This is a genomic window from Sulfitobacter sp. S190 (assembly GCF_025141935.1).
Lineage (GTDB): Bacteria > Pseudomonadota > Alphaproteobacteria > Rhodobacterales > Rhodobacteraceae > Sulfitobacter.
Genome location: NZ_CP081120.1, coordinates 747,908 through 771,948, shown reverse-complemented (window position 1 = coordinate 771,948; position 24,041 = coordinate 747,908). Strand labels below are relative to the sequence as shown.

At 64.2% G+C, this 24,041-nt stretch carries 26 protein-coding genes; 12 read left to right on the top strand and 14 right to left on the bottom strand.

What is annotated here, in order from left to right:
* The first annotated feature begins 25 nt into the window (after nucleotides 1-25).
* On the top strand, nucleotides 26-793 hold the full coding sequence (locus K3756_RS04075; protein ID WP_259991167.1) for an alpha/beta fold hydrolase: 768 nt from the start codon (nucleotides 26-28) through the stop codon (nucleotides 791-793).
* A gap of 162 nt (nucleotides 794-955) precedes the next feature.
* On the top strand, nucleotides 956-4,288 hold the full coding sequence (gene carB, locus K3756_RS04070; RefSeq protein WP_259991165.1) for a carbamoyl-phosphate synthase large subunit: 3,333 nt from the start codon (nucleotides 956-958) through the stop codon (nucleotides 4,286-4,288).
* A 111-nt stretch (nucleotides 4,289-4,399) separates the two neighbouring features.
* Here carB and K3756_RS04065 read toward each other — a convergent pair whose 3' ends face one another.
* From K3756_RS04065 to K3756_RS04045, 5 genes are all read right to left on the bottom strand, one after another.
* Entirely contained in the window at nucleotides 4,400-5,242 is an 843-nt protein-coding gene (locus tag K3756_RS04065) for a 3-keto-5-aminohexanoate cleavage protein (RefSeq protein ID WP_259991163.1), read from the bottom strand.
* A gap of 96 nt (nucleotides 5,243-5,338) precedes the next feature.
* Nucleotides 5,339-6,343 (bottom strand): branched-chain amino acid ABC transporter permease, encoded by a 1,005-nt coding sequence (locus K3756_RS04060; protein ID WP_259991161.1) that lies wholly within the window; start codon nucleotides 6,341-6,343, stop codon nucleotides 5,339-5,341.
* Nucleotides 6,343-7,209 (bottom strand): branched-chain amino acid ABC transporter permease, encoded by an 867-nt coding sequence (locus K3756_RS04055; RefSeq protein ID WP_259991159.1) that lies wholly within the window; start codon nucleotides 7,207-7,209, stop codon nucleotides 6,343-6,345. Before K3756_RS04055 ends, K3756_RS04060 begins: the two co-directional genes overlap by 1 nt.
* Nucleotides 7,209-7,925 (bottom strand): ABC transporter ATP-binding protein, encoded by a 717-nt coding sequence (locus K3756_RS04050; RefSeq protein WP_259991157.1) that lies wholly within the window; start codon nucleotides 7,923-7,925, stop codon nucleotides 7,209-7,211. The genes K3756_RS04055 and K3756_RS04050 overlap by 1 nt, the downstream gene beginning before the upstream one ends.
* Nucleotides 7,906-8,640 carry an ABC transporter ATP-binding protein gene (locus K3756_RS04045; RefSeq protein WP_259991155.1) on the bottom strand — a complete coding sequence of 245 codons (735 nt, stop codon included), beginning with the start codon at nucleotides 8,638-8,640 and terminating at the stop codon, nucleotides 7,906-7,908. Before K3756_RS04045 ends, K3756_RS04050 begins: the two co-directional genes overlap by 20 nt.
* A 195-nt stretch (nucleotides 8,641-8,835) precedes the next feature.
* Between K3756_RS04045 and K3756_RS04040 the strand changes: the two genes are divergently transcribed.
* Genes K3756_RS04040 through K3756_RS04020 form a run of 5 tightly spaced genes read left to right on the top strand, consistent with a single transcriptional unit; the run spans nucleotide 8,836 to nucleotide 13,016 of the window.
* Entirely contained in the window at nucleotides 8,836-9,690 is an 855-nt protein-coding gene (locus K3756_RS04040) for a dioxygenase (protein ID WP_259991153.1), read from the top strand.
* Nucleotides 9,691-9,696: 6 nt separating this feature from the next.
* Nucleotides 9,697-10,869 carry a muconate/chloromuconate family cycloisomerase gene (locus K3756_RS04035; protein WP_259991151.1) on the top strand — a complete coding sequence of 391 codons (1,173 nt, stop codon included), beginning with the start codon at nucleotides 9,697-9,699 and terminating at the stop codon, nucleotides 10,867-10,869.
* Nucleotides 10,866-11,264, top strand: a complete 399-nt coding sequence (locus tag K3756_RS04030) for a hypothetical protein (RefSeq protein ID WP_259991149.1) — start codon at nucleotides 10,866-10,868, stop codon at nucleotides 11,262-11,264. Before K3756_RS04035 ends, K3756_RS04030 begins: the two co-directional genes overlap by 4 nt.
* Nucleotides 11,258-12,094: an alpha/beta fold hydrolase gene (locus tag K3756_RS04025; RefSeq protein ID WP_259991147.1), complete on the top strand. Its 837-nt coding sequence runs from the start codon at nucleotides 11,258-11,260 to the stop codon at nucleotides 12,092-12,094. Before K3756_RS04030 ends, K3756_RS04025 begins: the two co-directional genes overlap by 7 nt.
* A 7-nt stretch (nucleotides 12,095-12,101) precedes the next feature.
* Nucleotides 12,102-13,016, top strand: a complete 915-nt coding sequence (locus K3756_RS04020) for a LysR substrate-binding domain-containing protein (protein ID WP_259991145.1) — start codon at nucleotides 12,102-12,104, stop codon at nucleotides 13,014-13,016.
* Between the two features lie 7 nt (nucleotides 13,017-13,023).
* Here the strand turns inward: K3756_RS04020 and K3756_RS04015 are convergent, their stop codons facing one another.
* A complete protein-coding gene (locus K3756_RS04015; RefSeq protein ID WP_259991143.1) occupies nucleotides 13,024-14,280 on the bottom strand; it encodes an ABC transporter substrate-binding protein in 1,257 nt (418 codons plus the stop codon).
* Nucleotides 14,281-14,406: 126 nt separating this feature from the next.
* On the bottom strand, nucleotides 14,407-14,835 hold the full coding sequence (locus tag K3756_RS04010; protein WP_259991141.1) for a BrnA antitoxin family protein: 429 nt from the start codon (nucleotides 14,833-14,835) through the stop codon (nucleotides 14,407-14,409).
* Between the two features lie 142 nt (nucleotides 14,836-14,977).
* Between K3756_RS04010 and K3756_RS04005 the strand changes: the two genes are divergently transcribed.
* Nucleotides 14,978-16,102, top strand: a complete 1,125-nt coding sequence (locus tag K3756_RS04005; RefSeq protein ID WP_259991139.1) for a beta-ketoacyl-ACP synthase III — start codon at nucleotides 14,978-14,980, stop codon at nucleotides 16,100-16,102.
* Here the strand turns inward: K3756_RS04005 and arsH are convergent.
* Together arsH and K3756_RS03995 are read right to left on the bottom strand one after the other, a co-directional pair.
* Nucleotides 16,099-16,815, bottom strand: a complete 717-nt coding sequence (arsH, locus tag K3756_RS04000) for an arsenical resistance protein ArsH (protein ID WP_259991137.1) — start codon at nucleotides 16,813-16,815, stop codon at nucleotides 16,099-16,101. The two genes, K3756_RS04005 and arsH, sit on opposite strands and share 4 nt — an antisense overlap.
* Nucleotides 16,808-17,266, bottom strand: coding sequence for a hypothetical protein (locus K3756_RS03995; protein ID WP_259991135.1), 459 nt, complete (start codon nucleotides 17,264-17,266; stop codon nucleotides 16,808-16,810). The genes arsH and K3756_RS03995 overlap by 8 nt, the downstream gene beginning before the upstream one ends.
* Nucleotides 17,267-17,403: 137 nt before the next feature.
* Between K3756_RS03995 and K3756_RS03990 the strand changes: the two genes are divergently transcribed.
* On the top strand, nucleotides 17,404-17,985 hold the full coding sequence (locus K3756_RS03990; RefSeq protein ID WP_259991133.1) for a thymidine kinase: 582 nt from the start codon (nucleotides 17,404-17,406) through the stop codon (nucleotides 17,983-17,985).
* Here K3756_RS03990 and K3756_RS03985 read toward each other — a convergent pair.
* From K3756_RS03985 to K3756_RS03965, 5 genes are all read right to left on the bottom strand, one after another.
* Nucleotides 17,982-18,932 carry a D-glycerate dehydrogenase gene (locus K3756_RS03985; protein WP_259991130.1) on the bottom strand — a complete coding sequence of 317 codons (951 nt, stop codon included), beginning with the start codon at nucleotides 18,930-18,932 and terminating at the stop codon, nucleotides 17,982-17,984. The genes K3756_RS03990 and K3756_RS03985 overlap by 4 nt on opposite strands.
* A complete protein-coding gene (locus K3756_RS03980) occupies nucleotides 18,929-19,267 on the bottom strand; it encodes a tRNA-binding protein (protein WP_259991128.1) in 339 nt (112 codons plus the stop codon). The genes K3756_RS03985 and K3756_RS03980 overlap by 4 nt, the downstream gene beginning before the upstream one ends.
* Nucleotides 19,260-20,075 (bottom strand): pyrroline-5-carboxylate reductase, encoded by an 816-nt coding sequence (gene proC, locus K3756_RS03975; protein ID WP_259991126.1) that lies wholly within the window; start codon nucleotides 20,073-20,075, stop codon nucleotides 19,260-19,262. The genes K3756_RS03980 and proC overlap by 8 nt, the downstream gene beginning before the upstream one ends.
* Nucleotides 20,076-20,106: 31 nt before the next feature.
* Nucleotides 20,107-20,607, bottom strand: a complete 501-nt coding sequence (locus K3756_RS03970) for a YbjN domain-containing protein (RefSeq protein ID WP_259991123.1) — start codon at nucleotides 20,605-20,607, stop codon at nucleotides 20,107-20,109.
* Nucleotides 20,608-20,912: 305 nt separating this feature from the next.
* Nucleotides 20,913-21,155, bottom strand: coding sequence for an accessory factor UbiK family protein (locus K3756_RS03965; protein WP_259991122.1), 243 nt, complete (start codon nucleotides 21,153-21,155; stop codon nucleotides 20,913-20,915).
* Nucleotides 21,156-21,247: 92 nt separating this feature from the next.
* Between K3756_RS03965 and lgt the strand changes: the two genes are divergently transcribed.
* Genes lgt through pgeF form a run of 3 tightly spaced genes read left to right on the top strand, consistent with a single transcriptional unit; the run spans nucleotide 21,248 to nucleotide 23,945 of the window.
* Nucleotides 21,248-22,132, top strand: coding sequence for a prolipoprotein diacylglyceryl transferase (lgt, locus tag K3756_RS03960; protein ID WP_259991120.1), 885 nt, complete (start codon nucleotides 21,248-21,250; stop codon nucleotides 22,130-22,132).
* Nucleotides 22,129-23,193 (top strand): class I SAM-dependent methyltransferase, encoded by a 1,065-nt coding sequence (locus tag K3756_RS03955; protein WP_259993479.1) that lies wholly within the window; start codon nucleotides 22,129-22,131, stop codon nucleotides 23,191-23,193. The genes lgt and K3756_RS03955 overlap by 4 nt, the downstream gene beginning before the upstream one ends.
* Nucleotides 23,190-23,945: a peptidoglycan editing factor PgeF gene (pgeF, locus tag K3756_RS03950; protein WP_259991117.1), complete on the top strand. Its 756-nt coding sequence runs from the start codon at nucleotides 23,190-23,192 to the stop codon at nucleotides 23,943-23,945. Before K3756_RS03955 ends, pgeF begins: the two co-directional genes overlap by 4 nt.
* Nucleotides 23,946-24,041 lie beyond the last annotated feature (96 nt).

The window sequence follows — 24,041 nt, the reverse complement described above, 5'->3', positions numbered from 1 at the left end:
CGCCGCAATGGCGCTAGCAAGGGGCATGCTGGCTTTTTCCGAATTTGGCGATCACACGCCCACCGCCGACCGCCCCGCCCTGCTGATCGTGCACGGGCTTTACGGCTCGGGGCGCAACTGGGGCGTCATCGCCAAACGGCTCGCGGATGACCGGCGCGTGATCACGATGGACATGCGCAACCACGGCCAGAGCGACCACACCGACAGCCACAGCTATCCCGACATGTCGGGCGATCTGGCCACGCTGATCGATCATATCGGCGGCCCGGTGGACATCTGCGGCCACTCGATGGGCGGCAAGGCGGCGATGGTGCTGGCGTTGCAACGGCCCGACCTGCTGCGCCGTCTGGTGGTGGCCGACATCGCGCCCGTGGCCTACTCCCACACGCAAACCCACCAGATCGACGCCATGCGGCAGGTCGACCTTGCCACCGTCAGCCGCCGCTCGGATGCGAACGCGCAACTTGCCGCCGCGGGCGTGGAGCCCGCCTTGCAGAGCTTTTTCACCCAGTCGCTGGATGTGGCGGGCAAACGCTGGCGGCTCAACCTCGACACGCTCGAGGCCGAGATGGACAAGATCATCGGCTGGCCCGATGTGCAGGGCCGCTTCGATGGCCCCACGCTGTTCCTGACCGGCGGCGACAGCGACTACGTCAGCCCCGACGACCGCCCGCAGATCAAATCGCTCTTTCCGCAGGCACGCTTTGCCAAACTGCCCGGCGCGGGCCACTGGCTGCACGCCGACAAACCCCGCGAATTCGAAGCGGCACTGCGGGTGTTTCTCACCGCCTGAGCGCGGTCGCGCCCCGCAAACCCCGCCAGAACCGACCAAATTCCGCGCAGCCCGGTTTGCACGACGCACACGCGTGCATCCACGGCCCTTTTCGTCCTTGCACCGCGCCCGCCAATCCCTATAACCCACGACAATTTGCATATCACCGGAGGGGCTGCCGCCATGCCAAAGAGAACCGACATCCAGTCGATCATGATCATTGGTGCGGGGCCTATTGTCATCGGGCAGGCCTGCGAATTCGACTACTCCGGCGCGCAGGCGTGCAAGGCGCTGAAAGAGGAAGGCTACCGGGTCATTCTGGTCAACTCCAACCCCGCCACCATCATGACCGACCCCGGTCTCGCCGATGCGACCTATATCGAACCCATCACCCCCGACATCGTGGCCAAGATCATCGAAAAGGAACGCCCCGACGCGCTCTTGCCGACGATGGGCGGGCAGACGGGGCTGAACACCTCGCTGGCGCTCGAGGAAATGGGCGTGCTGGACAAATTCGGCGTCGAAATGATTGGTGCGAAACGCGAAGCCATTGAAATGGCCGAAGATCGTAAACTCTTCCGCGAAGCGATGGACCGGCTGGGCATCGAAAACCCCAAGGCGACGATCTGCACCGCGCCGCTGGACGCCAACGGCAAGAAAGACCTCGCCGCCGGTGTGGCGCTGGCGCTCAAGGACCTCGAGGAAATCGGCCTGCCCGCGATCATCCGCCCCGCCTTTACCATGGGCGGCACCGGCGGCGGCGTGGCCTACAACCGCGAAGACTACGAATTCTACTGCCGCTCGGGCATGGATGCCTCGCCGATGGGCCAGATCCTGATCGACGAAAGCCTGCTGGGTTGGAAGGAATTCGAAATGGAGGTGGTGCGCGACACCGCCGACAACGCCATCATCGTCTGCTCCATCGAAAACGTCGATCCGATGGGCGTGCACACGGGCGATTCGATCACCGTGGCCCCCGCGCTGACGCTGACGGACAAGGAATACCAGATCATGCGCAACCACTCGATCGCGGTGCTGCGCGAAATCGGCGTGGAAACCGGCGGCTCCAACGTGCAGTGGGCCGTGAACCCCGCCGACGGGCGCATGGTCGTGATCGAAATGAACCCGCGCGTCAGCCGCTCCTCGGCGCTGGCGTCCAAGGCCACCGGTTTCCCGATCGCCAAGATCGCCGCCAAGCTCGCCGTGGGCTTCACCCTCGATGAGCTCGACAATGACATCACCGGCGTCACCCCCGCCAGCTTCGAGCCGACGATCGACTATGTCGTCACCAAGATCCCGAAGTTTGCCTTCGAGAAATTCCCCGGCTCCGAGCCCTACCTGACCACCGCGATGAAATCGGTGGGCGAAGCCATGGCCATCGGGCGCACCATCCACGAATCGCTGCAAAAGGCGCTGGCTTCGATGGAAAGCGGGCTGACCGGCTTTGACGACATCGACATCCCCGGCGCGCCCGATGCCGCGGCGCTCACGGCGGCCATTTCCAAGACAACGCCCGACCGCATGCGCACCATCGCGCAGGCCATGCGCCACGGGATGAGCAACGAAGACATCCACGCCACAACCATGTTCGACCCGTGGTTTCTGGACCGCATCCGCGAAATCATCGACGCGGAGGCCCGGATCATCGAAGACGGGCTGCCCGGTGACGAGACTGGCATGCGCCATCTCAAGATGATGGGCTTTACCGACGCGCGGCTGGCCATCCTGACGGGCCAGACAGAAACCGACGTCCGCCGCGCACGGACCGATCTGGGCGTCGTGGCGGTGTTCAAACGCATCGACACCTGCGCCGCCGAGTTCGAAGCGCAAACGCCCTACATGTATTCCACCTACGAAACGCCCCTGATGGGCGAGGTCGAATGCGAGGCCCGCCCCTCCGACCGCAAGAAGGTCGTGATCCTCGGCGGGGGGCCCAACCGGATCGGGCAGGGCATCGAATTCGACTACTGCTGCTGTCACGCCTGCTACGCGCTGACCGACGCGGGTTTCGAGACGATCATGGTCAACTGCAACCCCGAAACCGTGTCCACCGACTACGACACCTCCGACCGGTTGTATTTTGAGCCGCTGACGTTCGAACACGTGATGGAAATCCTGCGGGTGGAGCAGGACAACGGCACGCTGCACGGCGTGATCGTGCAATTCGGCGGCCAGACGCCCCTGAAAATCGCGGGCGCGCTGCACGCGGCGGGCATCCCGATCCTCGGCACCACGCCCGACGCCATCGATCTGGCCGAAGACCGCGAACGCTTTGCCGATCTGGTGCAGTCGCTGGGGCTGAAACAGCCGCACAACGGCATCGCCCATTCCGACGCCGAAGCGCTTGAGATCGCCGCCGACATCGGGTTCCCGCTGGTGATCCGCCCCTCCTACGTGTTGGGGGGCCGGGCGATGGAAATCGTGCGCGATCAGGCCCAGCTTGAACGCTACATCTCCGACGCGGTGGTCGTGTCCGGCGACAGCCCCGTGCTGCTCGACAGCTATCTGGCGGGCGCGGTCGAACTGGACGTCGACGCCATCAGCGACGGCACCGACGTGCATGTGGCCGGCATCATGCAGCATATCGAAGAGGCGGGCGTGCACTCGGGCGACAGCGCCTGTTCCCTGCCGCCCTACTCGCTCGACCGCGACACCATCGCCGAGGTCGAACGCCAGACACGCGCGCTGGCCGCGGCGCTCAACGTGGTGGGGCTGATGAACATCCAGTTCGCGGTCAAGGACGGCGAGATTTTCCTGATCGAGGTCAACCCCCGCGCCTCGCGCACCGTGCCCTTCGTGGCCAAGGCGACCGACAGTGCCATCGCCTCCATCGCCGCCCGCGTCATGGCCGGAGAGCCGCTGAGCACCTTCCCGCAGCGCGCACCCTACCCCGAACAATCGTCCTATTCCGACACGCTGCCGCTCGGCGATCCGATGACGCTGGCCAATCCAGACATGCCGTGGTTCTCGGTCAAGGAAGCGGTGCTGCCCTTCGCCCGCTTCCCCGGTGTCGACACGATCCTCGGGCCCGAAATGCGCTCCACCGGCGAAGTCATGGGCTGGGACCGCGACTTCCCCCGCGCCTTCCTCAAGGCACAAATGGGCGCGGGCACGATCCTGCCACGCAGCGGCTGCGCCTTCCTGTCGATCAAGGACGCGGATAAAACCGGTGACGTGGTCGCGGCTGCCCGCATCCTGCGCAGTCAGGGGTTCGGCATCGTCGCCACCCGCGGCACCGCCGCTTGGCTCGCGTCGCACGACATCGACTGCGATACCGTGAACAAGGTCTACGAAGGCCGCCCCGACATCACCGACATGATGAAGGACGGGGCCATCCATTTGGTAATGAACACCACCGAAGGCGCGCAGGCGGTCGAGGACAGCAAATCCATCCGCTCCATCGCGCTCTATGACAAGATCCCCTACTACACCACCGCCGCCGGTGCCTACGCCGCGGCCCTCGCGATCAAGGCACAGGCCGAGGACGAGATCGGGGTGAAAAGCCTGCAAGGCTGACGCGGCCCGCAAACGGCGGCAGGGCGGGCGGGACTACACGCGGTTTGCGGTCAGCCCCCCCGCGCGTGTCTCGCGGGCGGCCCGCGATACCCCGATGGGCGGCGCTATGGGTCAGCTCACGGGTGCCGCGGACAGGCCCAGCAACGCGCGCGCCTCATGCGGTGTCGCCACCCGCCGGCCACAGCGCTCGACCGCTTCGACCGCACGGAGCACCAGTGCTGCATTCGACGGCGCAAGCGTGTGACGGTCGAGCCGGACATTATCCTCCAGACCGGTGCGCAAATGGCCGCCCCGCTCGGCAGCCCATGTATTCAGACGCAACTGCTGCGCACCGATCCCCGCAGCGCACCATTGCGCATCCGGCGCGCGGCTCTCGATCAGATCGACCATGAAATCGAAAACCTCACGGTCCGCGGGCATCGCATTCGCGACCCCCATCACGATCTGGATATACAGCGTGCCGGGCAGTTGCCCCGCCTCGTGCATCGCGATCGCATTCAGAACGTGGCTGACGTCAAACGCCTCGATCTCGGGGGTAATCCGGTGCCGCTGCATGCCCTGTGCCAGCCACGCGACCAGATCGGGCGGATTGTCATAGGTGCGGCTGGGAAAATTCACCGACCCGACAGACAGTGACGCCATATCGGGCCGCAACGGCAACATCGCGCCACGCGCTTGGCCCGCACCGGACCGGCCACCGGTTGAAAACTGCACGATCATCCCCGGACAATGCGCGCGGATGCCCTCCATCAGGCGGCCAAACCGCGCCGGATCGGACGTCGGTTGCCCCGCATCATCGCGCACGTGGCAGTGCACGATGGACGCGCCCGCTTCAAAGGCTTCATGCGTGCTCTCGACCTGCTCCGCGATCGACAGGGGCACGGCCGGATTGTCCGACTTCCGGGGCAGCGATCCGGTGATCGCCACACATATGATGGCGGGTTTCTTGTCCATGACGGGTCTCCTTTGGGCCTGCCTAGCGCAGCGCGGCATCGCGGTCATGCTGTGGTGCGATACCCTGCCGGTATGGGTCTCGCGCCCCTCCGTCAGTCAGTCGGGGCACCTACGCTGCGTCCGGAAAACCTGCGGCATGCCCCTGGCGCGCAATGCCCCCCAAATTCCCCTCCGGTCCACCATCATCACGCCAATCGCCGTAAGACCCAGCCCGATCAGGTACCATGTCCCCAGATCGGCAAATGTCTCGCGCAAGGCAAAGAAAACGATGACCCCGATGATCGGCCCTTCCAACGTGCCGATCCCGCCAATCACGACGATAAAGATCACGAAAGCGGTCCAGTCATTGACGCTAAAGGCCGCCTCGGGCGAAATCCGCAGCTTTTGCAGAAAGATGAACGCACCCACCAGCGCCGTGAAACCCGCCGTCCCCACATAAACCAGAAACCTGACCCGCCGCGTCGGCACGCCCAGACTTTCTGCCGCCTCGGTGCTGTCGCGAATGGCCGTCAGCGCCAGCCCCCACTGCGAGCGCAGCAAGAGCCACACCCCCAGCACCGCCGTCACCGCAAGGCCCAGCGCGATCCAGTACATGACATACTCGCGCATCATCCGCCCCTGCGCGAGCGACCGTGCGATGGCCGTGGGCAGCGAAATGCCCGATCCACCGCCCAGCGCCGGTATCTGGGCAAAGCCCAACCGGAACACCTCCGCGATGACCCATGTTCCAATGGCAAAGTAGGCCCCCTGCAGCCGGAACGCGATCCACCCCGTCGGTACCGCGATCAACAGGGTCGTCACTGCGGCAAGCGGCATCGCCACCAGCGGGTGCAGGTCCAGATACATCGCGAGGGCGAAAAACAGATACCCGCCCAACCCGACAAAGGCCTGCTGCCCTACGGAAATCAGACCGGTATACCCCGCAAGCAGGTTCCACATCTGCGCCAGCGCGAGAAAACTGAACACCTCCATCATCAGGCGCAGATCCGCCCGCCACGCCCAAAGCGGCGCGGCCACCAGCATCCCCAGTCCCGCCACGGCAACCGCGATCCACGCGCCCGCCCGTACCGGCATCCGCTCAGAAAAATCCGCCTGTGTCATCACGCGCCCCCCTTCGGCATCAATCCCTGCGGGCGCAGCACGAGGACAAGCAGGAACACCAGATGCCCCGCCAACACCTGCAATCCCGGATCGATGTATCCACTAACCGTCTGCGCCACCCCCAAAAGGATACCGCCGACCAACGTGCCCCAGATGCTGCCCAATCCGCCGATAATCACGGCCTCGAAGGCAAACAAAAGCCGCGACGGCCCCATCGTGGGATCAAAGTTCGTTTTCATCGCCAGCAGGATGCCGGCAATCCCCACCACCGCACTCGCCAGCATCGTGGCCAGCCCGAAGGCATGCGCATTCGATCCCCCCATCAAGGGCACGATTTCGGGGTCATCGGACGTCGCGCGCAGCAACCGGCCCAGCGCTGTTTTGAAAAATACCAGATGCAAACCGCCGATCACGGCCACGGCCACCCCGAACATCAGCACCGGCAACAGCCCCACGCTCAGCCCCTCGCCCAGCGCGAATGACGCCGTCTCCAGCGCGCCTGACGACACACGGCGACTGTCGGCGCTGTAAAGCTCCAGCAGCCCGTTTTGCAAGATGATCGAGATGCCGAACGTCACGAGGATCGGCGGCAGGATGTCCTTGCCTAGCACACGGTTGAGCAACACGCGCTGCCCGCCGTACCCCGCAGCGCCCATCACCAGAACCACCAGCCCGATCCCCGCCGCAGGGTGCAGACCCAGCATCAGAATCGCGGTAAACCCCAGATAGGCCGCGACGACGATGAAATCCCCGTGCGCGATGTTCACAAACCGCATCACCCCGAACATCAGCGACAGCCCCGCCGCGAAAAGCGCGTAAAGCCCGCCCAGCAGGACACCCTGCACAACCGCGTTGATGATATCCATCACGCGGCCTCCTGCGTGCCGAAATAGGCGTCGGCAATCTGCTGCAGGTCCAGCGCATCGGCCGCCCCCTCCAACGTGACACGCCCGTCCTGCAGACACAGCAACCGGTCCGCCGCCGCCTTTGCGCGGTGCGCGTCCTGCTCGACAATCATCAACGCGGTGCCTGTGCCGCGGATTTCCGGCAACCGTGCATAGATATCGCCCACGACCTTGGGCGACAGACCAAGGCTCAGCTCGTCGCACAGCAACAGATCGGGGTTCGACATCAACGCACGGCCCACCGCAACCATCTGCTGCTGGCCGCCCGACAGGGCCGTGCCGGGGCTGCTCTTGCGCGCCTCCAGATCGGGAAACAGCGCATAAACACGCTCCAGCGTCCACGGCCCCGCACGTTTGCCCAGCGCCCCGATCAACAGGTTTTCCTCGACAGTCAGCGATGCAAACAGACGCCGCCCCTCGGGCACCAGCGCAATGCCCAGCCTGTGGATCGCTTCGGGGCGCATCCCGCCAAGGTCACGTCCGGCAAAGCGGATCATCTGCCCCTTGTTGGGCACCAGACCGGTAACCGCCTTGAGCAGCGTCGATTTCCCCGCGCCATTCGCCCCCACAATTGCCAGCACCTCGCCCGCGTCGACCCGCAGGCTGACGTCAAACAACGCACGCAGCGGCCCGTAGCGCGCACTCACATTTTCCAGCTCAAGCAGCGGCTGCGGCATCGGTCGATCCTCCCAGGTAAATCTCGCGCACATCGGCCCGCGCCAGCACCGCATCCGGCGGACCATCGGCAATCAGACGCCCCCGGTCGAGCACCAGCACCCGGTCGACCACCTGTGTCAGCGCATGCAGCACATGCTCGATCCACAAGATCGCGATGCCCTGCGCCTTGAGGTCTCGGATCAGCGCCACCAGCGCATCACACTCCGCACGAGTCAGCCCGCCCGCGATCTCGTCAAGCAGCAGCAACGCGGGATTGGTCGCCATCGCGCGGGCCAGCTCCAGCCGCTTGCGCTCCAGCAACCCCAGCGCCCCCGCAGGCATATCCGCTTTTGCGGCCAGCCCCGTCTGCGCGAGAATATCGCGGCAACGCCCCTGCACGGACGCCCCGCGGCGATCCCCGAACGATGCCGCAACCAGCAGATTTTCGTACACGCTCATCCCGACAAACGGATGCGGGATCTGGAACGACCGCCCCATGCCCAACCGGCAGCGCCGCGACGCGGGCAGCGCCGAAACATCCCGCCCGCGCCAGCATACCGTGCCACCCGAAGGGCGCAGCGTTCCTGCGATCAACGCAAAAAGCGTGCTTTTCCCCGCCCCGTTCGGCCCCAGTATGCCCACCGCTTCCCCCGCGGCGACCTCCAGCGACACGCTGTCCGTCACGATCAACGCGCCGAATGATTTGTCCAACTCCTGAACCTTCAACAATGCCATCTTGCGATCCTCCCGCCCTCACCAAGCGGAAAAACCGGCGTCCCGCGCAATGCCGCGAAAAGTGTCGCGCCATACCCCTGCGGCAACAGACAGGCCCGCCCGATACCTTTGAGGTAATGCGCAATACGGGCCGCGGCATTGGAACGACGCCGCCCCCTCCCCTAACTTTGGCCGCGAATGCTGAGGGAGGCTTTGATGCGCAACATCACAATCGATACACTCACGGACGCCGTCACCGGCGCGATGTCCACCGACATCCCCGACCGCAACACCCAGATCATGACCGCGCTGCTGCGCCATCTTCACGGGTTTTGCAAAGACGTGAACCTGACCCACGCCGAATGGCTGAATGCCTGCGAATTCCTGCGCCGCGCCGGGGACATATCGGACGAAAAACGCAATGAATTCATCCTGATCGCCGACATCCTCGGCGTCGAGGTGCTGGTCGACATGCTGGACCACAAAGTCACCGACGGCGAAAGCGAAAGCACCGTTCTGGGGCCGTTCTACCGTGAAAACGCGCCGGTGCTGCCGAACGGCGCCTCGATCATCCAAAAGGACTTTCCCGGCCACGAAAAGGTCTATGTCCACGGTCAGGTGCGCGATACCCGGGGTGATCCGCTGCCGCATGTGACAATCGATGTCTGGGAAGACGCGCCAAACGGGCTTTACGAACAACAGGACCCCGAGCAACCCGACTACAACCTGCGCGGCCGGTTCGAAACCACCACCGACGGCAGGTTCGCCTTCGTGTGTCTGCGCCCCGAACCCTACCCCATCCCCTACGACGGGGCAGCGGGCGAATTGCTGACCTACATGGGCCATCATCCGTGGCGCCCGGGCCATATCCACTTCCTGATTTCGGTTCCAGGCTACCAGCCCCTGATCACGCAGATCTACGACGCCGACACCAAATACCTCGACAGCGACAGCGTGTTCGCGGTCAAGGAAAGCCTCATCGGCCAGATGCAGCCGTCCGGGCGCGACGGCGTCGATCTGGAAATGGAATTCGACTTTGTTCTCAAGCAGATGGCGCAGGCCGCGGAGTAGCACACGATGAACCATCCCGGCGGCATCCCGGCCACGCGAACCGCGGCGCAACGCACCCTGCGCATCCGCGAGATTTCGGCACAGATCATCGATATCCCGACACGGCGGCAGCACAAGCTGTCCAACACATCCGTCGGGGCGCAGAATGTCGTGATCGTGGCGCTGACGCTGGAAAGCGGGGCCACCGGCTATGGCGAAGCGGCCACGCTGGGCGGTCCGCGCTGGGCCGAGGAAAGCGTGGAATCGATCAAATCGGCCATCGACCGCTATCTCGCCCCCGCGCTGATCGGACAGGATGCGAGCCGTTTCGAGGCGAACCACCTGCGCATGACCGCCGCCGCCACGCGCAATTTCGCGGCCAAGGCAGCGTTGGAAACGGCGGCGCTCGACGCCGTCGGGCACACGCTGGATTTGCCCGCGACCGCCTTGCTCGGCGGCGAGGTCCGCAGCAGCTTTGCGGCCATCTGGGCGCTTGCCTCCGGCAATGCCGCGCAAGAACTCGAAGAGGCGCGCGCCCATCTCGACGCGCGCCGCTTCAACCGGTTCAAGATCAAACTGGGCTTTTCCGCCCCCCGCGACGACCTCGCGCGCCTGCGCACCCTGCGCGACGGGCTGGGCCCCGACACAACGCTGATCGTTGACGTCAACCAGGGGTGGACACAGGCCGACGCCCTGCGCTGGATGCCCGCACTGCAAGAACTGGACATCGCACTGGTCGAACAGCCACTGGCGGGCCACCACATGCGCGGCATGGCAGATCTCGCGCGGCGCTTCGACCTGCCGATCATGCTCGACGAAGGCGTATTTACCCCCGAAGACGTCGCGCTTGCCGGTGCTCTGGAGGCGGGGCACGTCCTGTCGCTGAAACTGGTGAAATCCGGCGGCGCATTCGCACTCAAACGCATCGCCGCGACCGCATCGGCCCACGGGATGCAGCTCTATGGCGGTTGCCTGCTGGAAAGCTCGATCGGTGCCGCCGCGCATCTGGCGACCTTCGCAACCCTGCCCGCGCTCGACTGGGGCACAGAGCATTTTGGCCCCCTTATCCTTGAACGCGATCTGGCCAAATCCGGGCTCGTTTACAAGGACTTCCACGTTCACCTGCCCCGTGGCCCCGGCCTTGGCATCACGCCCGACCCCGACGCCCTGCAAGCCTACGCGAGAAAGACAACACCATGACCCCCGACACGCTGCGCCGTATCTTCGCCTCCCTGCCCCGTCAGGTCGATGCCCACCCGCACCTGCACCGGCTCGGGGCGCTGTTTTCGCATACCGTCCTGATCGACGTGGACGACATGGAATTCTATCTGCACTTCGAAAAGGGCCATCTGCTGCGCGTCAGCGAGGGGCCGAGCCGCAAGACACCGTGGCGCTTTGCCTTTTTTGTCGACGCGCAGGCCCTTGCCGCCTTCTGGCAACCGCTTCCCGCACCGGGATTTCACGATCTCTTCGGTCTGGCCAAGATCGGGCGCGCCCGCATCGGCGGCGACATCCTGTGTCTGGTGCGCAATCTGCGGTTCTTCAAGGAAGTCATGGCGCTGCCCCGCCCCGCACCCGAGGCGCCCACATGCTAGAGCCCATCACCGGTCGCTATGTTTCGGTCGATTGTGCCGGCACGCCCCAGCGGATCTACTTCGAAGAGGCCGGAACAGGCCCCGCCCTGCTGTGTCTGCATACCGCGGGCGCCGACACCCGCCAGTGGCGCTTTTTGTTGAACGACCCCGAAATCACGGCGCGCCACCGCGTGATCGCCTTCGACATGCCGTGGCACGGCAAATCGCTGCCCCCCGAAGGGTTCGAGACGCAGGAATACCTGCTGACCACCGACAGCTACATCGCAACCGTGCGCGCTGTCCTGCAGGCGCTGGGGCTGACGCGCCCGATCCTCGCGGGATGCTCCATGGGGGGGCGGATCGCGCTGCAACTCGCCGCCCTGCACCCGCAGGACTTTGCCGGTTTCATCGCCATCGAGGCGAGCGATTTTCAGCCCGCGTGGTACGATATCGACTGGTTCCACCGCCCCGATGCCCACGGCGGCGAAATGGGGGCCGCGTTGGTGTCGGCCAACATCGCGCCACAGGCGCCCGCCGCGCAACGCTGGAACACGCAATGGATGTTCATGCAATCGGGCCCGGGCGTGTTTCGCGGCGACCTGAGCTTCTACACACGCGACGACAGTCTCGTCTCGCGCCTCGGGCATATCGATACCGCCCGAACGCCGGTGCATATCATGTGCGGTGAATACGACCTGACCTGCACCCCGCAGGACGCCACCCGCACGGCCGCCGCGATCCCCGGTGCCACGCTCGCCATCATGAAAAACCTCGGCCATTTTCCGATGTCCGAGCATCCCGTTGCGTTCAAACCCTATTTCATGGAAGCCTTGGACAAGATGCCGGTCTGAGGGAGCGATGGAACTCAAACGTCTGAAATATTTCGTCGCGGTCGCGGAAGAGCTGCACTTTGGCCGGGCCGCGGCGCGTCTGGAAATGGCCCAACCGCCCCTTTCGCGGCAGATCGCACAGCTGGAATCCGACCTGCAGGTGCAACTCTTCGACCGCAGCCGCAGCCAGATCCGTCTGACGCAGGCGGGCGAGGTCCTGCTGGGCCACGTGCGCGATATCCTGACGCGGCTCGACAGCGCCTACCGCGACACCAAGCTCATCGGCGCGGGCGGCGCGGGACGGCTGCGCATCGCCTTTGTCGGGTCTGCCACGCATGGCCCCTTTCCCGCGCTGGTCAAATCCTTCCGCACCCACTACCCCGATGTCGAACTGGCGCTGTCCTCCATGAACAACGCCGAGCTCAGGACCGCCCTGATCCAACGCGAAATCGACATCGCCGTGGCGCGCCCGTCTCTCGATGACGATGATTTCCGCACCGCGACCTTCCACGCCGAACCCCTGATCCTCGCGCTGCCCGACAACAGCCCGCTTGCCCAAAGCGAAATCGTACCCTTCGACGCGCTGCGCGATCAGACCTTCATCATCTACCCCCGCCGCCCGCGGCCCAGCTTTGCCGATCACATCCTCGACGTCTGCCGCACCGCGGGCTTCACCCCCGCCGATCTGATCGAGGCGCAGGACTACCAGACCGCGATCAGCCTCGTGTCGGTGGGCGTCGGGGTCGCCCTAGTGCCCGCATCCGTGTCGGAGGCCACGCGCCCGGGCGTTTTCTTCCGCCGCTACGACGGGCCGAACCCCGGCACGGCCCTGTCCGTCCACGCCCGCATCGACAACCGCGCGCCACAGGTGATGAATTTCTTCGATCTGGTGCGCAAGAACAGCAAGAAAAGCGCGCTTCGCCGCGGGGCAAAGCGCGCCTGACGCCTGCTCAGATGGCAAACATCTCGGCTTGCGTGGCGATGCCCGTGCCGTTCGCCTCGACGATCTTCAGCACGGGTTTTCCGCTCTGCATCTGCCACTGGCCCCCGACAAGCGGCGTCTTGGCGACATTGGGCACCGGCCCCGCGGCAAAATCGACGAGCCCCACGATCGAGCGGTATTGCGTGGCCGCAATCGCATCGCGGATGTCTGCGGGCGCGGTGCTCCGGGCGCGGCCAAGCGCGTCCAGCGCGACCTCGAACAGCGCATGTTTGAAGCCCAGCGGCATGGTCCACGGATTGCCCGTCGCCGCCTCGTACGCAGCGGCAAGCTCGGCCGAACTCTGCCCCGTCATGCCAGAGGCAAACGGATGATCCGGCGACCACCACACCTCGACCGACAGCCCGTGCGCCCGCGCACCCAGCGTACCGACGGCCTGCGGAAACTCCGACGCCTTGGCCACCGTCGCAACCTTGGGCGCAAATCCCTGCTGGGCGGCTTGGGTCCAGAATGTCGTGAAGTCGGGCGGGATGACGACCCCCGTCACAATGTCGACCCCGGCCTTCTTGAAGGCGGAAATCTGCGACGAAAAATCGTCCGTCATGCTCTGGAAACGGCCGGTATCGACCAATTCGAACCCCCGCTGCGCCAGCACCGGCGGGAACCCCTGCGCCGGATCACCCCAGGCATTGCCATCGGGATCATTCGGCCACAGCGCCCCCACGACCTTGTCCGTTTCAAGCTGGCTCCACATACCGGTGAACGTCGAAATGATGTCCTCCAGTCCCCAGAAGAAATGGTAGGTCCACTCGAAACCCACCTGCGGATCACCCTGCCGACCAAAGAAATGCGGCTGCCACGGGGTGTCGTTGGTGATGCAGGGCACCTCGTTCAACTCCGCCTGATCCGCCACCGGATTGGTGGTATCGGGCGTCGAAGTTGCCATCAGGATATCGACCTCATCGTCAAAAATAAGCTCCTGCGCGACGCTCGCCGCGCGGTTGGAACTGGACTGGCTGTCCTTGACGATGATCTCCACCGCATGGCGGGCCCCCTGTATCATGATCCCGTCCGCAACCTTGCGCCGCACCTGCTCCAGCACAAAGGCATCGGGTTCCGCAAATATGGCAAGCGGGCCCGTCTGGGGCGTCACGAACCCCAGCTTGATCGGCTTGTTGCGCGCATAGGCGGGCAGCGCGACAGACGTGGCCGATGTCGCCAGAAGCCCCTTGAGCGCCGCGCGCCGTGTGATGATCTGATGTGCCAAAGCACGTCCTCCCTCTCTGGTTCAGAATGGAAAGACGCTAGGCAACAACCGGCGCGCGACCGATACCGCCCGCGGTATCAGGCCATACTGGACGCGCCGCTGACGCCACCGCCCTATCCGCCGCCCTCAGACCGGCGCGCCCGTCTCCACATCCCGCAGCACCCCGTCCGCATCCCGCGTCAAACCACGCTCCAGCAGTTCGACATCGCCCAGACGCGGGCGCGACATGTCGGCAAAGGCTTCGGCTGCCACGTCGCGGGCATCCGGCCCCTCGATCAGCGCCGCCAACCGCCCGTGCAACCACGTGGCCAGCACATCATTCATCCGCTGCTGGTAGCCCGGTCCCATCTTGCGGAAAAATTTCACCACATCTTCTTCCACCCGCAGTGTGATGCGGGTCTTTCGCTGGGGCATCCTGTCGCGGGCGATGCGGTGCCATTCGTCGGGAATACGCTTTTCATCCAGCACCGTCTGGTGCAAATCCCACTCCACCTGAAACATCAGGTTGTTGAAATAATTGCGGTGCGTTTCCTTGACGGGGCTGCGAACGGGCATCGGATGTTCCTTGTTGTCAAAACCGATGGAAAGCCTGCGCAAACTTGATTAAAACGGCGTAACCCCACCGTATGCACGCGCTGTGTACGCCCGGTGCACATCGTGTGACACCCTCCACGTCCGCAGAATAAAGGTCTAGTCCATGCACGTTCCAGCGATCACAGGCACCGGCGTTTTCACCCCCGATCAGGTCATCACCAACGCCGAACTGGTCGAGGCGTTCAATGCCTACGTCGATCTTTATAACGCCGAGCATGCGGATGAAATCGCCGCCGGAACAGTCGCGGCCAAGGAGTATTCCTCCGAGGAGTTCATCGTCAAGGCATCCGGCATTGAACAGCGCTATGTGATTGATAAAACGGGCATTCTCGACCCGCGCGTGATGCACCCCCTGCTGCGCCAACGCAGCGATGACGAACCCTCCCTGACGGCCGAAATGGCGCTTGATGCCGCCCACAAAGCGCTCGCGGCAGCGGGTAAGACCGCGCAGGATGTCGATGCGGTCATCTGCGCGTGTTCCAACCTCGAACGCGCCTACCCTGCTGTGGCCATCGAAATTCAGGAACTGTTGGGAATCAATGGCTTCGCATTCGACATGAACGTCGCCTGCTCCTCCGCCACCTTCGGAATTCAGGCCGCCGCCGACATGATCCGCGCAGGCTCCATCCGCAGCGCACTTGTCGTTAACCCTGAAATATGTTCGGCGCATCTAGAATGGCGCGACCGCGATTGCCACTTCATCTTCGGCGACGTGGCAACCGCCACCCTGATCGAGCGGCAGGAGGACGCCAAAGGCCCGCATTTCGAAATCAAATCGACCCGCTGCGGCACCGTCTTTTCTAACAACATCCGCAACAACAACGGCTACCTGCGCCGTTCGCGCCCCGATGGCCTGAAAGACAGGCGCGACATGCAGTTCATGCAAAACGGGCGCAAGGTGTTCAAGGAAGTGCTGCCGCTGGTCAGCCAGCACATCGCCGGGCAAATGGAAGAAGAGGGCCTGCAAGCCTCTGATCTCAAACGGCTTTGGCTGCATCAGGCCAACAAGTCCATGAATGATTTCATCGGTCGCAAGGTGCTCGGCCGCATCCCCGATCCCGGCGAGCAACCAAACATCCTGCAGGACTACGCCAATACGTCATCGGCGGGGTCGATCATTGCGTTCTCGAAATACTCGGACGATCTGCAAGACGGCGACACCGGGCTGATCTGCTCGTTCGGTGCGGGGTATTCGGTCGGCTCTGTCATCGTGCAGAAACACGGCTAAAGGCTCTTGAGCGACACCCGCTTGTGCACCTCGGCCGCGCTTTCGACCCGTTCGGAATAGCGGTCCACAAGGTAATCCGCCCGCCCGCGCACCAGCCAGGTGAATTTCACCAGCTCTTCCATCACATCGACCAGCCGCGCATAAAATGGCCCCGCGGGCAACCGGCCCTCCGCGTCAAACTCAAGCCATGCCTTTGGAATGCTTGATTGATTTGGTATCGTGACCATCCGCATCCAACGCCCCAGTATCCGCATCTGGTTGACCGCGTTGAACGATTGTGATCCGCCCGAAACCTGCATGACTGCCAATGTCTTGCCCTGCGTGGGGCGGATGCCCCCTTGCAGCGACAAGGGCAACCAATCGATCTGGCTTTTCATGATGCCGGTCATCGCGCCGTGGCGTTCGGGGCTGGACCACACCATGCCCTCCGCCCAGACCGCCATTTCGCGCAGCTCCGCCACCTTCGGATGGCTGTCGTCTTCGCCATCGGGCTGCGGCAAACCGCGCGGATCGTATATGCGCGTCTCGCACCCCAGATGGCGCAGCACACGGGCTGCCTCTTCCGCCGCACGGCGCGAATAGCTGACATCGCGCAGCGATCCGTACAGCAGCAAAATCCTTGGCTTATGCCCCGGATCTCCCGGCGCGCGCAGCATGTCCGTATCAATCTGCGGCAGCGCGCCTTCGGTCAGCGCGGGCAGGTCTTCAGACACTTTCGTCTTCCAGGTGCAGCTTCATATCAACCAGAACCTGCTGCAACGCAGAGGTTTCCTTGAGCAGACGCTTGGCCTCGTTCACCGTAATCTTGCCGTCCGCGATGGACTGCTGATATTCGGCCATCAACATCGCAAACCGCTGGCTCAGCGCGATGACATCGGCGTTCACACCGCCGCTGCGCGTGTCGTTCGGGCGCCGTTCGTCGAATTCCAGTTGCGCGCCAGTCAATTCCGCAAGTGCCTGTGTGACATGGGGAAAACCGGCAGCAGCCTCCAGTGCCGCAACCGCATCAACCGGCATGAAGCGGTCAAGATGCTCGTCGTTGTCGGAGTAATACCGCCCCAGGGTCGCCTTCGACTTGCCCGTCACCTCGCAGGCCGCTTCGATGCCCACCGCCTTGACCAATGCCTCGGTGTGTTTCTTGAGATAACTACCTGACGGGTTCATGCGGCTTCCTCATTCAAACGATACCAGGGAACATAGCGCGCCCGTGCGAACGACCTAGTGCATTGCAACTGAATTGTCAGTGAAAAAATGGTGATGAACCGCTTGAGATTGCCCCGAGACACTGCGAAAACCGCCCGATGGCAAAGCTGTATTTCAATTACTCCACCATGAACGCGGGCAAATCGACCGTGCTTTTGCAGGCCGCGCACAACTACATGGAACGGGGCATGGCGACCTATCTGCTCACCGCGCAGTTCGACAACCGCGCGGGCGACGGGCGCATTGCCTCGCGCATCGGCATCGGCCAGACCGCCGACACTTTCGCTTCGGGTGAAGACCTGTTTGCAAAAATCGAACATCGTATCGCCCAAGGGCCCTGTGCCTGTGTCTTTATCGACGAAGCGCAATTTCTCGATCACGATCAGGTCTGGCAACTGGCCCGCGCCGTGGACGATCTGCGCGTGCCGATCATGTGCTACGGGCTGCGCGTCGATTTTCGCGGCGCGCTGTTCCCCGGCTCGGCGGCGCTTCTGGCGCTTGCCGATGAAATGCGTGAAATCAGAACCATTTGCCATTGCGGAAAGAAGGCCACGATGGTCGTGCGGCAGGACGAAAACGGCAAAGTTTTGCGCGATGGGGCGCAAGTGCAGATTGGCGGCAATGAAACCTACGTCTCACTGTGCCGCCGCCACTGGCGCGAAGCGGTCGGTGACGCCTAAACCGGGTTCGGCAACGCTTTTCCGGCCACGCCCGCTTGCAGATTCTCAACCGCCATCAGCCCCATATCCACACGTACCTGCAGGGTGGACGTACCTAAATGCGGCAATAGCGTCACGTTATCCAGATCACGCAACGCGCCCGGTACTTCCGGTTCGAACTCATACACATCCAGCCCCGCACCACCGATCCGCCGCCCCTGCAGCGCGTCGATCAGATCGGCCTGGCACACGACCTCGCCGCGCGCGATATTGACCAGATGGGCGTGCGGTTGCATCGCATCCAAAACACCGGCGTCAATCAGATGGGTCGTCTCTGGCCCCCCCGGAACCACCACCACAAGCACATCAACCGCCGCGGCCAGCGCATTGAGATCCGTGTGAAATTCCGCATCGAAGGGCAGATCCTTGGCGCTGCGCGAGAAGTAGGACACCGGCATGCCGAACCCGAAATGGCACCGGTGCGCGATGGCCTGCCCGATGCGGCCCATGCCCACCACGCCCAGCCGCTTACCGGTCAGGTGCATCCCCAACAGCTGCGTCGGGTGCCACCCCTCCCACGCGCCGGAACGCACAAGTCTTTCGCCCTCCGCGGCGCGCCGCGCGCTCATCAGCATCAGCGTCAGGGCAATATCGGCCGTGGCGTCGGTGACTGCACCGGGCGTATTCGTCACCGCCACACCGGCTGCACGGGCGGCGTCCACGTCGATATGGTTATACCCGACCCCGAAATTCGCCAAAATCCGGCAGCGCGGCTGCGCCACATCGGCAAAGACGGAACCATCGAAGCGGTCACCCAACGTGGGCAACACCCCGTCGAAATCGCGCAGCGCCGCACGCAACTCCTGCGGGCTCAACGGATCGGTCCGGTCGCGCCGGACCACATCCAAGCCGTCCAACGCCGCGTACACCGCCTCGGGCATCGCCCGCGTCACCAGAACCCGTTTCAATGCATCCGCCCCCCCGCAGGGGTCGGCTGATCGGGTCCCACCAATACGATTGCGCCGTTTTCATCCGGCACACCCAGCACCAGCACTTCGGACATGAACGGTCCGATCTGGCGCGGCGGGAAATTCACCACCGCCATCACCTGCCGCCCGACGAGCGTATCCGGCGTGTAATGCACCGTGATCTGCGCAGACGTCTTTTTGACGCCGATGTCGTCACCGAAGTCGATCCACAGTTTGATCGCCGGTTTGCGCGCTTCGGGAAAGACTTCGGCCCGGACGACCTTGCCGGTGCGCACATCGACCTTCAGGAAATCGTCGAACGAAATGTTATCCACGCGACAACTCCCGTGACCGGTCAGCGGCGGCCGCCACGGCGCGCGACAGAAGCGCCGGAAAACCGCCCGCCTCATCCATCAGGACCTCCAGCGCCGCCTGAGTGGTGCCGTTGGGGCTGGTCACGTTGATCCGCAACTGTGCCGGATCTTCGCCCGACTGCAGGGCCAGCGCCCCCGCCCCGGCCACGGTCGCCTTGGCCAGTTGCATTGCCAGGGCGGGCGGCAATCCTTCTGCCACTCCGGCCTCGGCCATCGTTTCAATCATGTGGAATACATAGGCCGGACCCGACCCCGACACCCCTGTCACCGCGTCGATCTGCGCCTCTTCGGACAGTCGCACCACCGCGCCGACCGCAGACAACAGCGCTTCGGCCTCGTCCAGACCGGCAGGCCCTGCATGAGCATTGGCGACAATCGCGGTGATGCCCTGACCGATGGCGGCCGGCGTGTTGGGCATCGCACGCACAACCGGCGTGTCCTGCCCCAACGTGGCTTCGAAAAACGTGATCGGTGTGCCGGCGGCGACACTCACGAAAAGGGTCTCGCCATTGCCCATCGTGCGCAGCGTCGGCAGCGCCTCGGCCATCATTTGCGGTTTGACTGCCACCAAAACGATCGCGGGGTTTTCGGGCAGATGTTCGTTCAGATGCACGCCCTGCTGCTGCAACCACTCCGACGGTCCGGGGTCCTGCACCCAGACGGAGGCGGGCGGCAAACCACGCTCCAGCCACCCTTCGAGCATGGCCGATCCCATTTTGCCACACCCCAGCAGAACAAGGCTGTCGCGGGCGATACGTGTGTCTTTCATCAACTGTCCCCCAAATACTCCGGGGACAGGTTTAAGCGCGGCCGTACGCCTCTGCAATGGCGACCTGCAGCGCGTCTTTCGGGGTCTTGTCGCCCCAGACCGCCAGCTGCAACGCGGGATAATACCGCTCGGCGCTCATCACCGCGGCGCCGATCATCGTGTCGACCTGCTCGGCGCTGGCGACATGGCCACCGGCCAGAACCAGACCATAGCGGTACACCATCAGCTGCTGCTCTTCCCAGTAGGTGAAGGCGCCTGCCCAACACTGGTCGTTGATTTCGTTGAGAATAGCGTGCAACGCGGGCAGCCGGTCCTTCGGCGGCTCCATTTCGAACGTACAGATCAACCGCAGCGTTTCGTCAAACCCCGACCACGCCAGCGTCACCGAATAGGTCCGCCATTGTCCCTCTACGGCCATGGCGATCTGCTCGTCCGAGATGCGGTCAAAATCCCAGTCGTGATGCGCGGCAAGGTTCTCGACAATGTCGATGGGGTGGATGTCGTCTTCTAGATACTGCTCGGACAAGGCCATTTGGCTCACCTTTTTATTATCGCCCTAGCGACGGAGGCCCAAACTTGCCCCCACGACTTGGGTGCCTCTGCTACAGAGCGCATTGTTATGCGGCCCTGATACAAGATATGGTGGAGGCGCGAAAAGCGTCTGGCAAGTTTTTTCTGGGGATAACCACAAATAATGGTGGATAAATCTATATCTAGCGTGCGTTCTTCAGCCGGACGCTAGGTAAGCTTTGCCTAAAAACGGCAAACGCCCGGTCTTGCGACAGGGCGTTGCGGTATGTCGGATCGGCCACGCCGGAGCGCGGCGGCATCACAGGATCAGGATTTGGCGTCCATCGCGTCCAGCCGCGCCTTGAGCGCCTCGTTTTCTTCGCGGGCCTTCTGTGCCATCGCCCGCACCGCGTCGAATTCCTCGCGGGTGACAAAATCGCGGTCGGCCAGCCAGCGGTCCATCATGCCCTTCATGGCGGTTTCGGCTTCTTCCTTCGCGCCCTGGGCCACGCCCATTGCGTTGGTCATGATCTGGCTCAGGTCGTCAAAAATCTTGTTGCGCGTCTGCATGGGTCTCTCCCGGTTGCGGTTCTCTTCTATATGGGGCGCGAAACCGCATCCCGCAAGGTTGACTTCCCCGCCACAGCACGCTCAATCGGCGCATGGTCGCTATGCTCCCCTTCCCCGACATCTCTCCCGAGATATTCTCGGTCACGCTTTTCGGCATGACATTCGCGCTGCGCTGGTACGCGGTGGCGTATATCGTGGGCATCGTTCTGGGGTGGCGGCTCGTGGTGCGCGCCGCGCGCACGCCGCGCCTGTGGCGGGGCGACACCCCGGTCATGACCCCGGCCCAGATCGAGGATCTGCTGACCTGGATCATCATCGGCGTGATCGCGGGCGGACGTCTTGGGTATGTGCTGTTCTACAACCCGGCCCAATATCTGGCGAACCCGGCGGAAATCCTGCAGGTCTGGAACGGCGGCATGTCGTTCCACGGCGGTGCGCTGGGGGTTATGATCGCGGCCTATATCTATTGCCTGCGCAACGGGCTCTCGCGGCTCGGGGTGGGCGATCTGGTCGCACTCGGCATCGCGCCGGGGCTGTTGCTGGGCCGGATCGCCAATTTCATCAACGCCGAACTCTGGGGCCGTCCGACCGACCTGCCGTGGGGCGTGGCCTTTCCCACGCAGGCGGCGCAATACTGCCCCGATGTGGTCGGCATCTGTGCCCGCCACCCCTCGCAACTCTACGAAGCGCTGCTCGAAGGGCTGGTGCTGGGCGGCGTGCTCATCTGGTTGGTATGGCGGCGTGACGGGCTGAAGAAACCCGGCCTCGTCACCGGCCTGTTTCTGGCGGGCTACGGGCTGGCCCGCTTTGCGGTCGAATTCGTGCGCCAACCCGATGCCCAGTTTGTGACGGCGGGCAATCCACTGGGGCTGGCGTGGCAGATCGGCGGCTACGGGCTGACGATGGGGCAAATCCTGTGCCTGCCGATGATCGCGGTGGGGATGGTGCTGGTCCTGCGGGCCCGCGCGCGCGGATGAGCGGCCTGCGCGATCACTTGCTGGCGCAAATCCGCGACACCGGCCCGATCAGCATCGCCGAGTTCATGCACACCTGCCTGCTGCACCCCACGATGGGGTATTACACGGCCAAAACCCCCTTTGGCGCGGGTGGCGATTTTGTCACCGCACCCGAGATCAGCCAGATGTTCGGTGAAATGCTAGGGCTCGCGCTGGCACAGGCGTGGACGGATCAGGGACAGCCCGCACATTTTACACTGGCCGAACTGGGGCCGGGCCGCGGCACGCTGATGGCAGACGTGCTGCGGGCCACCGCGGGGGTGCCGGGCTTTCACGCCGCCGCCGATATCGTGCTCTACGATGCCTCCCCCGCCCTGCGCGCCGTGCAGGCCGAAACGCTGGCCGCCCATGCGCCACGCTGGATCGACACCCCCGAGGATCTTCCGCAAGCGCCCCTGTTCCTGTTGGCGAACGAATTTTTCGACGCCCTGCCCATTCGCCAGTTCCAGCGCGACGGCACATTGTGGCGCGAACGGCAGGTGGGCGCGCGCGACGGGGCGCTCGTGTTCGGGCTGGGACCGGCACAGCCACAACCGGCACTCGCGCACCGGCTGGACGATACCGCCGACGGTGACCTCGTCGAAGACCGTCCCGGCGCCGCCCCCATCCTCTCCGTGATCGCGCAGCGGATCGATACCCACGGGGGGGCCGCGCTGATCATCGACTACGGCGACTGGCGCTCGCTGGGCGATACGCTGCAGGCCGTCGCGGGCCACACCAGCGTTGATCCGTTGGCGGACCCCGGTGCGGCCGATCTGACCGCCCATGTCGATTTTGAGGCCCTGCTGACCGCCTGCGCTCCCACGCAACCGGGGCGCATCACCCCCCAAGGCGTATTCCTGGAACGGCTGGGCATCACCGCGCGGGCCCAGGCGCTTGCCCAAACCCTCAGCGGAAGCAGGCTCGACAATCACGTGGCGGCACATCGTCGGTTGACGCACCCGTCAGAAATGGGAAACCTGTTCAAAGTTCTGGGGGTTGTCCCCCGGTCCGCCCCGATGCTGCCCGGATTGGAAACATGACGCTGGAAATACTGACCTCCGATGCGCTTGGCGCGGTCAAACACGGCTTTTTCACCCGCAAGGGCGGGGCGTCATCGGGTGTGTTTGCCGGTCTGAACTGCGGTCAGGGCTCTTCTGATCAGGCGGAAATCGTCGCCATCAACCGCGCCCGCGTCGCCGATGCGATGGGGGTGGCGCCCGACGCGCTCATAGGGGTCCACCAGATCCATTCGGCCACCGCCGTCGCGGTCGACGCGCCGCAAACCGAAAAACCGCGCGCCGACGGGATCGTGACCGCCACTCCCGGCATTGCGCTGTCGGTGCTGACCGCCGATTGCCAACCGGTGCTGTTCTCCGATCCGCACGCCGGGGTCATCGGTGCCGCACATGCGGGCTGGCGCGGCGCGCTCGACGGGATATTGCAATCGACCGTCGCGGCGATGGTCGATCTGGGCGCCAGCGCGCAGAACATCACCGCCGTGATCGGCCCCACGATCAGCCAGCGCGCCTATGAGGTCGGGCCCGAATTTCTCGACACCTTTCTCAACGAAGATCCCGAATTTGCCCGCTTCTTCGCAAACGGGGACGGCGACCGGCTGATGTTCGATCTGCCGGGCTTCGGGCTCAACCGGCTGCATGCCGCCGGTGTGGGACACGCCGAATGGACGCGGCACTGCTCGTTTTCGGACCCGGACCGCTTTTATTCCTACCGGCGCACGACCCACGCCAAGGAAGCGGACTATGGTCGCATGATCGCCGCCATCACGCTCTAGCCGCAGCAAGCGGCGAATGGGGCGCAATTGCGGCCAAGGTTGCCGGCTTGCCGCCCCATTCCATTGGTTCCCCTGACGAAACAATCGCCCGTCAAA

What these genes read in the sequence shown, in the direction of transcription:
- K3756_RS04005 (WP_259991139.1), top strand. Translation starts at nt 14,978, where the DNA reads ATGCACGTTCCAGCGATCACAGGCACCGGCGTTTTCACCCCCGATCAG.
- K3756_RS03965 (WP_259991122.1), bottom strand. Translation starts at nt 21,155, where the DNA reads ATGCAGACGCGCAACAAGATTTTTGACGACCTGAGCCAGATCATGACC.
- K3756_RS04055 (WP_259991159.1), bottom strand. Translation starts at nt 7,209, where the DNA reads ATGGATATCATCAACGCGGTTGTGCAGGGTGTCCTGCTGGGCGGGCTT.
- K3756_RS04020 (WP_259991145.1), top strand. Translation starts at nt 12,102, where the DNA reads ATGGAACTCAAACGTCTGAAATATTTCGTCGCGGTCGCGGAAGAGCTG.
- K3756_RS04040 (WP_259991153.1), top strand. Translation starts at nt 8,836, where the DNA reads ATGCGCAACATCACAATCGATACACTCACGGACGCCGTCACCGGCGCG.
- K3756_RS03995 (WP_259991135.1), bottom strand. Translation starts at nt 17,266, where the DNA reads ATGAACCCGTCAGGTAGTTATCTCAAGAAACACACCGAGGCATTGGTC.
- lgt (WP_259991120.1), top strand. Translation starts at nt 21,248, where the DNA reads ATGGTCGCTATGCTCCCCTTCCCCGACATCTCTCCCGAGATATTCTCG.
- K3756_RS03970 (WP_259991123.1), bottom strand. Translation starts at nt 20,607, where the DNA reads ATGGCCTTGTCCGAGCAGTATCTAGAAGACGACATCCACCCCATCGAC.
- K3756_RS04060 (WP_259991161.1), bottom strand. Translation starts at nt 6,343, where the DNA reads ATGACACAGGCGGATTTTTCTGAGCGGATGCCGGTACGGGCGGGCGCG.
- K3756_RS04035 (WP_259991151.1), top strand. Translation starts at nt 9,697, where the DNA reads ATGAACCATCCCGGCGGCATCCCGGCCACGCGAACCGCGGCGCAACGC.
- K3756_RS03955 (WP_259993479.1), top strand. Translation starts at nt 22,129, where the DNA reads ATGAGCGGCCTGCGCGATCACTTGCTGGCGCAAATCCGCGACACCGGC.
- K3756_RS04065 (WP_259991163.1), bottom strand. Translation starts at nt 5,242, where the DNA reads ATGGACAAGAAACCCGCCATCATATGTGTGGCGATCACCGGATCGCTG.
- K3756_RS04045 (WP_259991155.1), bottom strand. Translation starts at nt 8,640, where the DNA reads ATGGCATTGTTGAAGGTTCAGGAGTTGGACAAATCATTCGGCGCGTTG.
- K3756_RS04075 (WP_259991167.1), top strand. Translation starts at nt 26, where the DNA reads ATGCTGGCTTTTTCCGAATTTGGCGATCACACGCCCACCGCCGACCGC.
- K3756_RS04010 (WP_259991141.1), bottom strand. Translation starts at nt 14,835, where the DNA reads ATGCCCGTTCGCAGCCCCGTCAAGGAAACGCACCGCAATTATTTCAAC.
- proC (WP_259991126.1), bottom strand. Translation starts at nt 20,075, where the DNA reads ATGAAAGACACACGTATCGCCCGCGACAGCCTTGTTCTGCTGGGGTGT.
- K3756_RS04050 (WP_259991157.1), bottom strand. Translation starts at nt 7,925, where the DNA reads ATGCCGCAGCCGCTGCTTGAGCTGGAAAATGTGAGTGCGCGCTACGGG.
- pgeF (WP_259991117.1), top strand. Translation starts at nt 23,190, where the DNA reads ATGACGCTGGAAATACTGACCTCCGATGCGCTTGGCGCGGTCAAACAC.
- carB (WP_259991165.1), top strand. Translation starts at nt 956, where the DNA reads ATGCCAAAGAGAACCGACATCCAGTCGATCATGATCATTGGTGCGGGG.
- K3756_RS03990 (WP_259991133.1), top strand. Translation starts at nt 17,404, where the DNA reads ATGGCAAAGCTGTATTTCAATTACTCCACCATGAACGCGGGCAAATCG.
- K3756_RS04030 (WP_259991149.1), top strand. Translation starts at nt 10,866, where the DNA reads ATGACCCCCGACACGCTGCGCCGTATCTTCGCCTCCCTGCCCCGTCAG.
- K3756_RS04025 (WP_259991147.1), top strand. Translation starts at nt 11,258, where the DNA reads ATGCTAGAGCCCATCACCGGTCGCTATGTTTCGGTCGATTGTGCCGGC.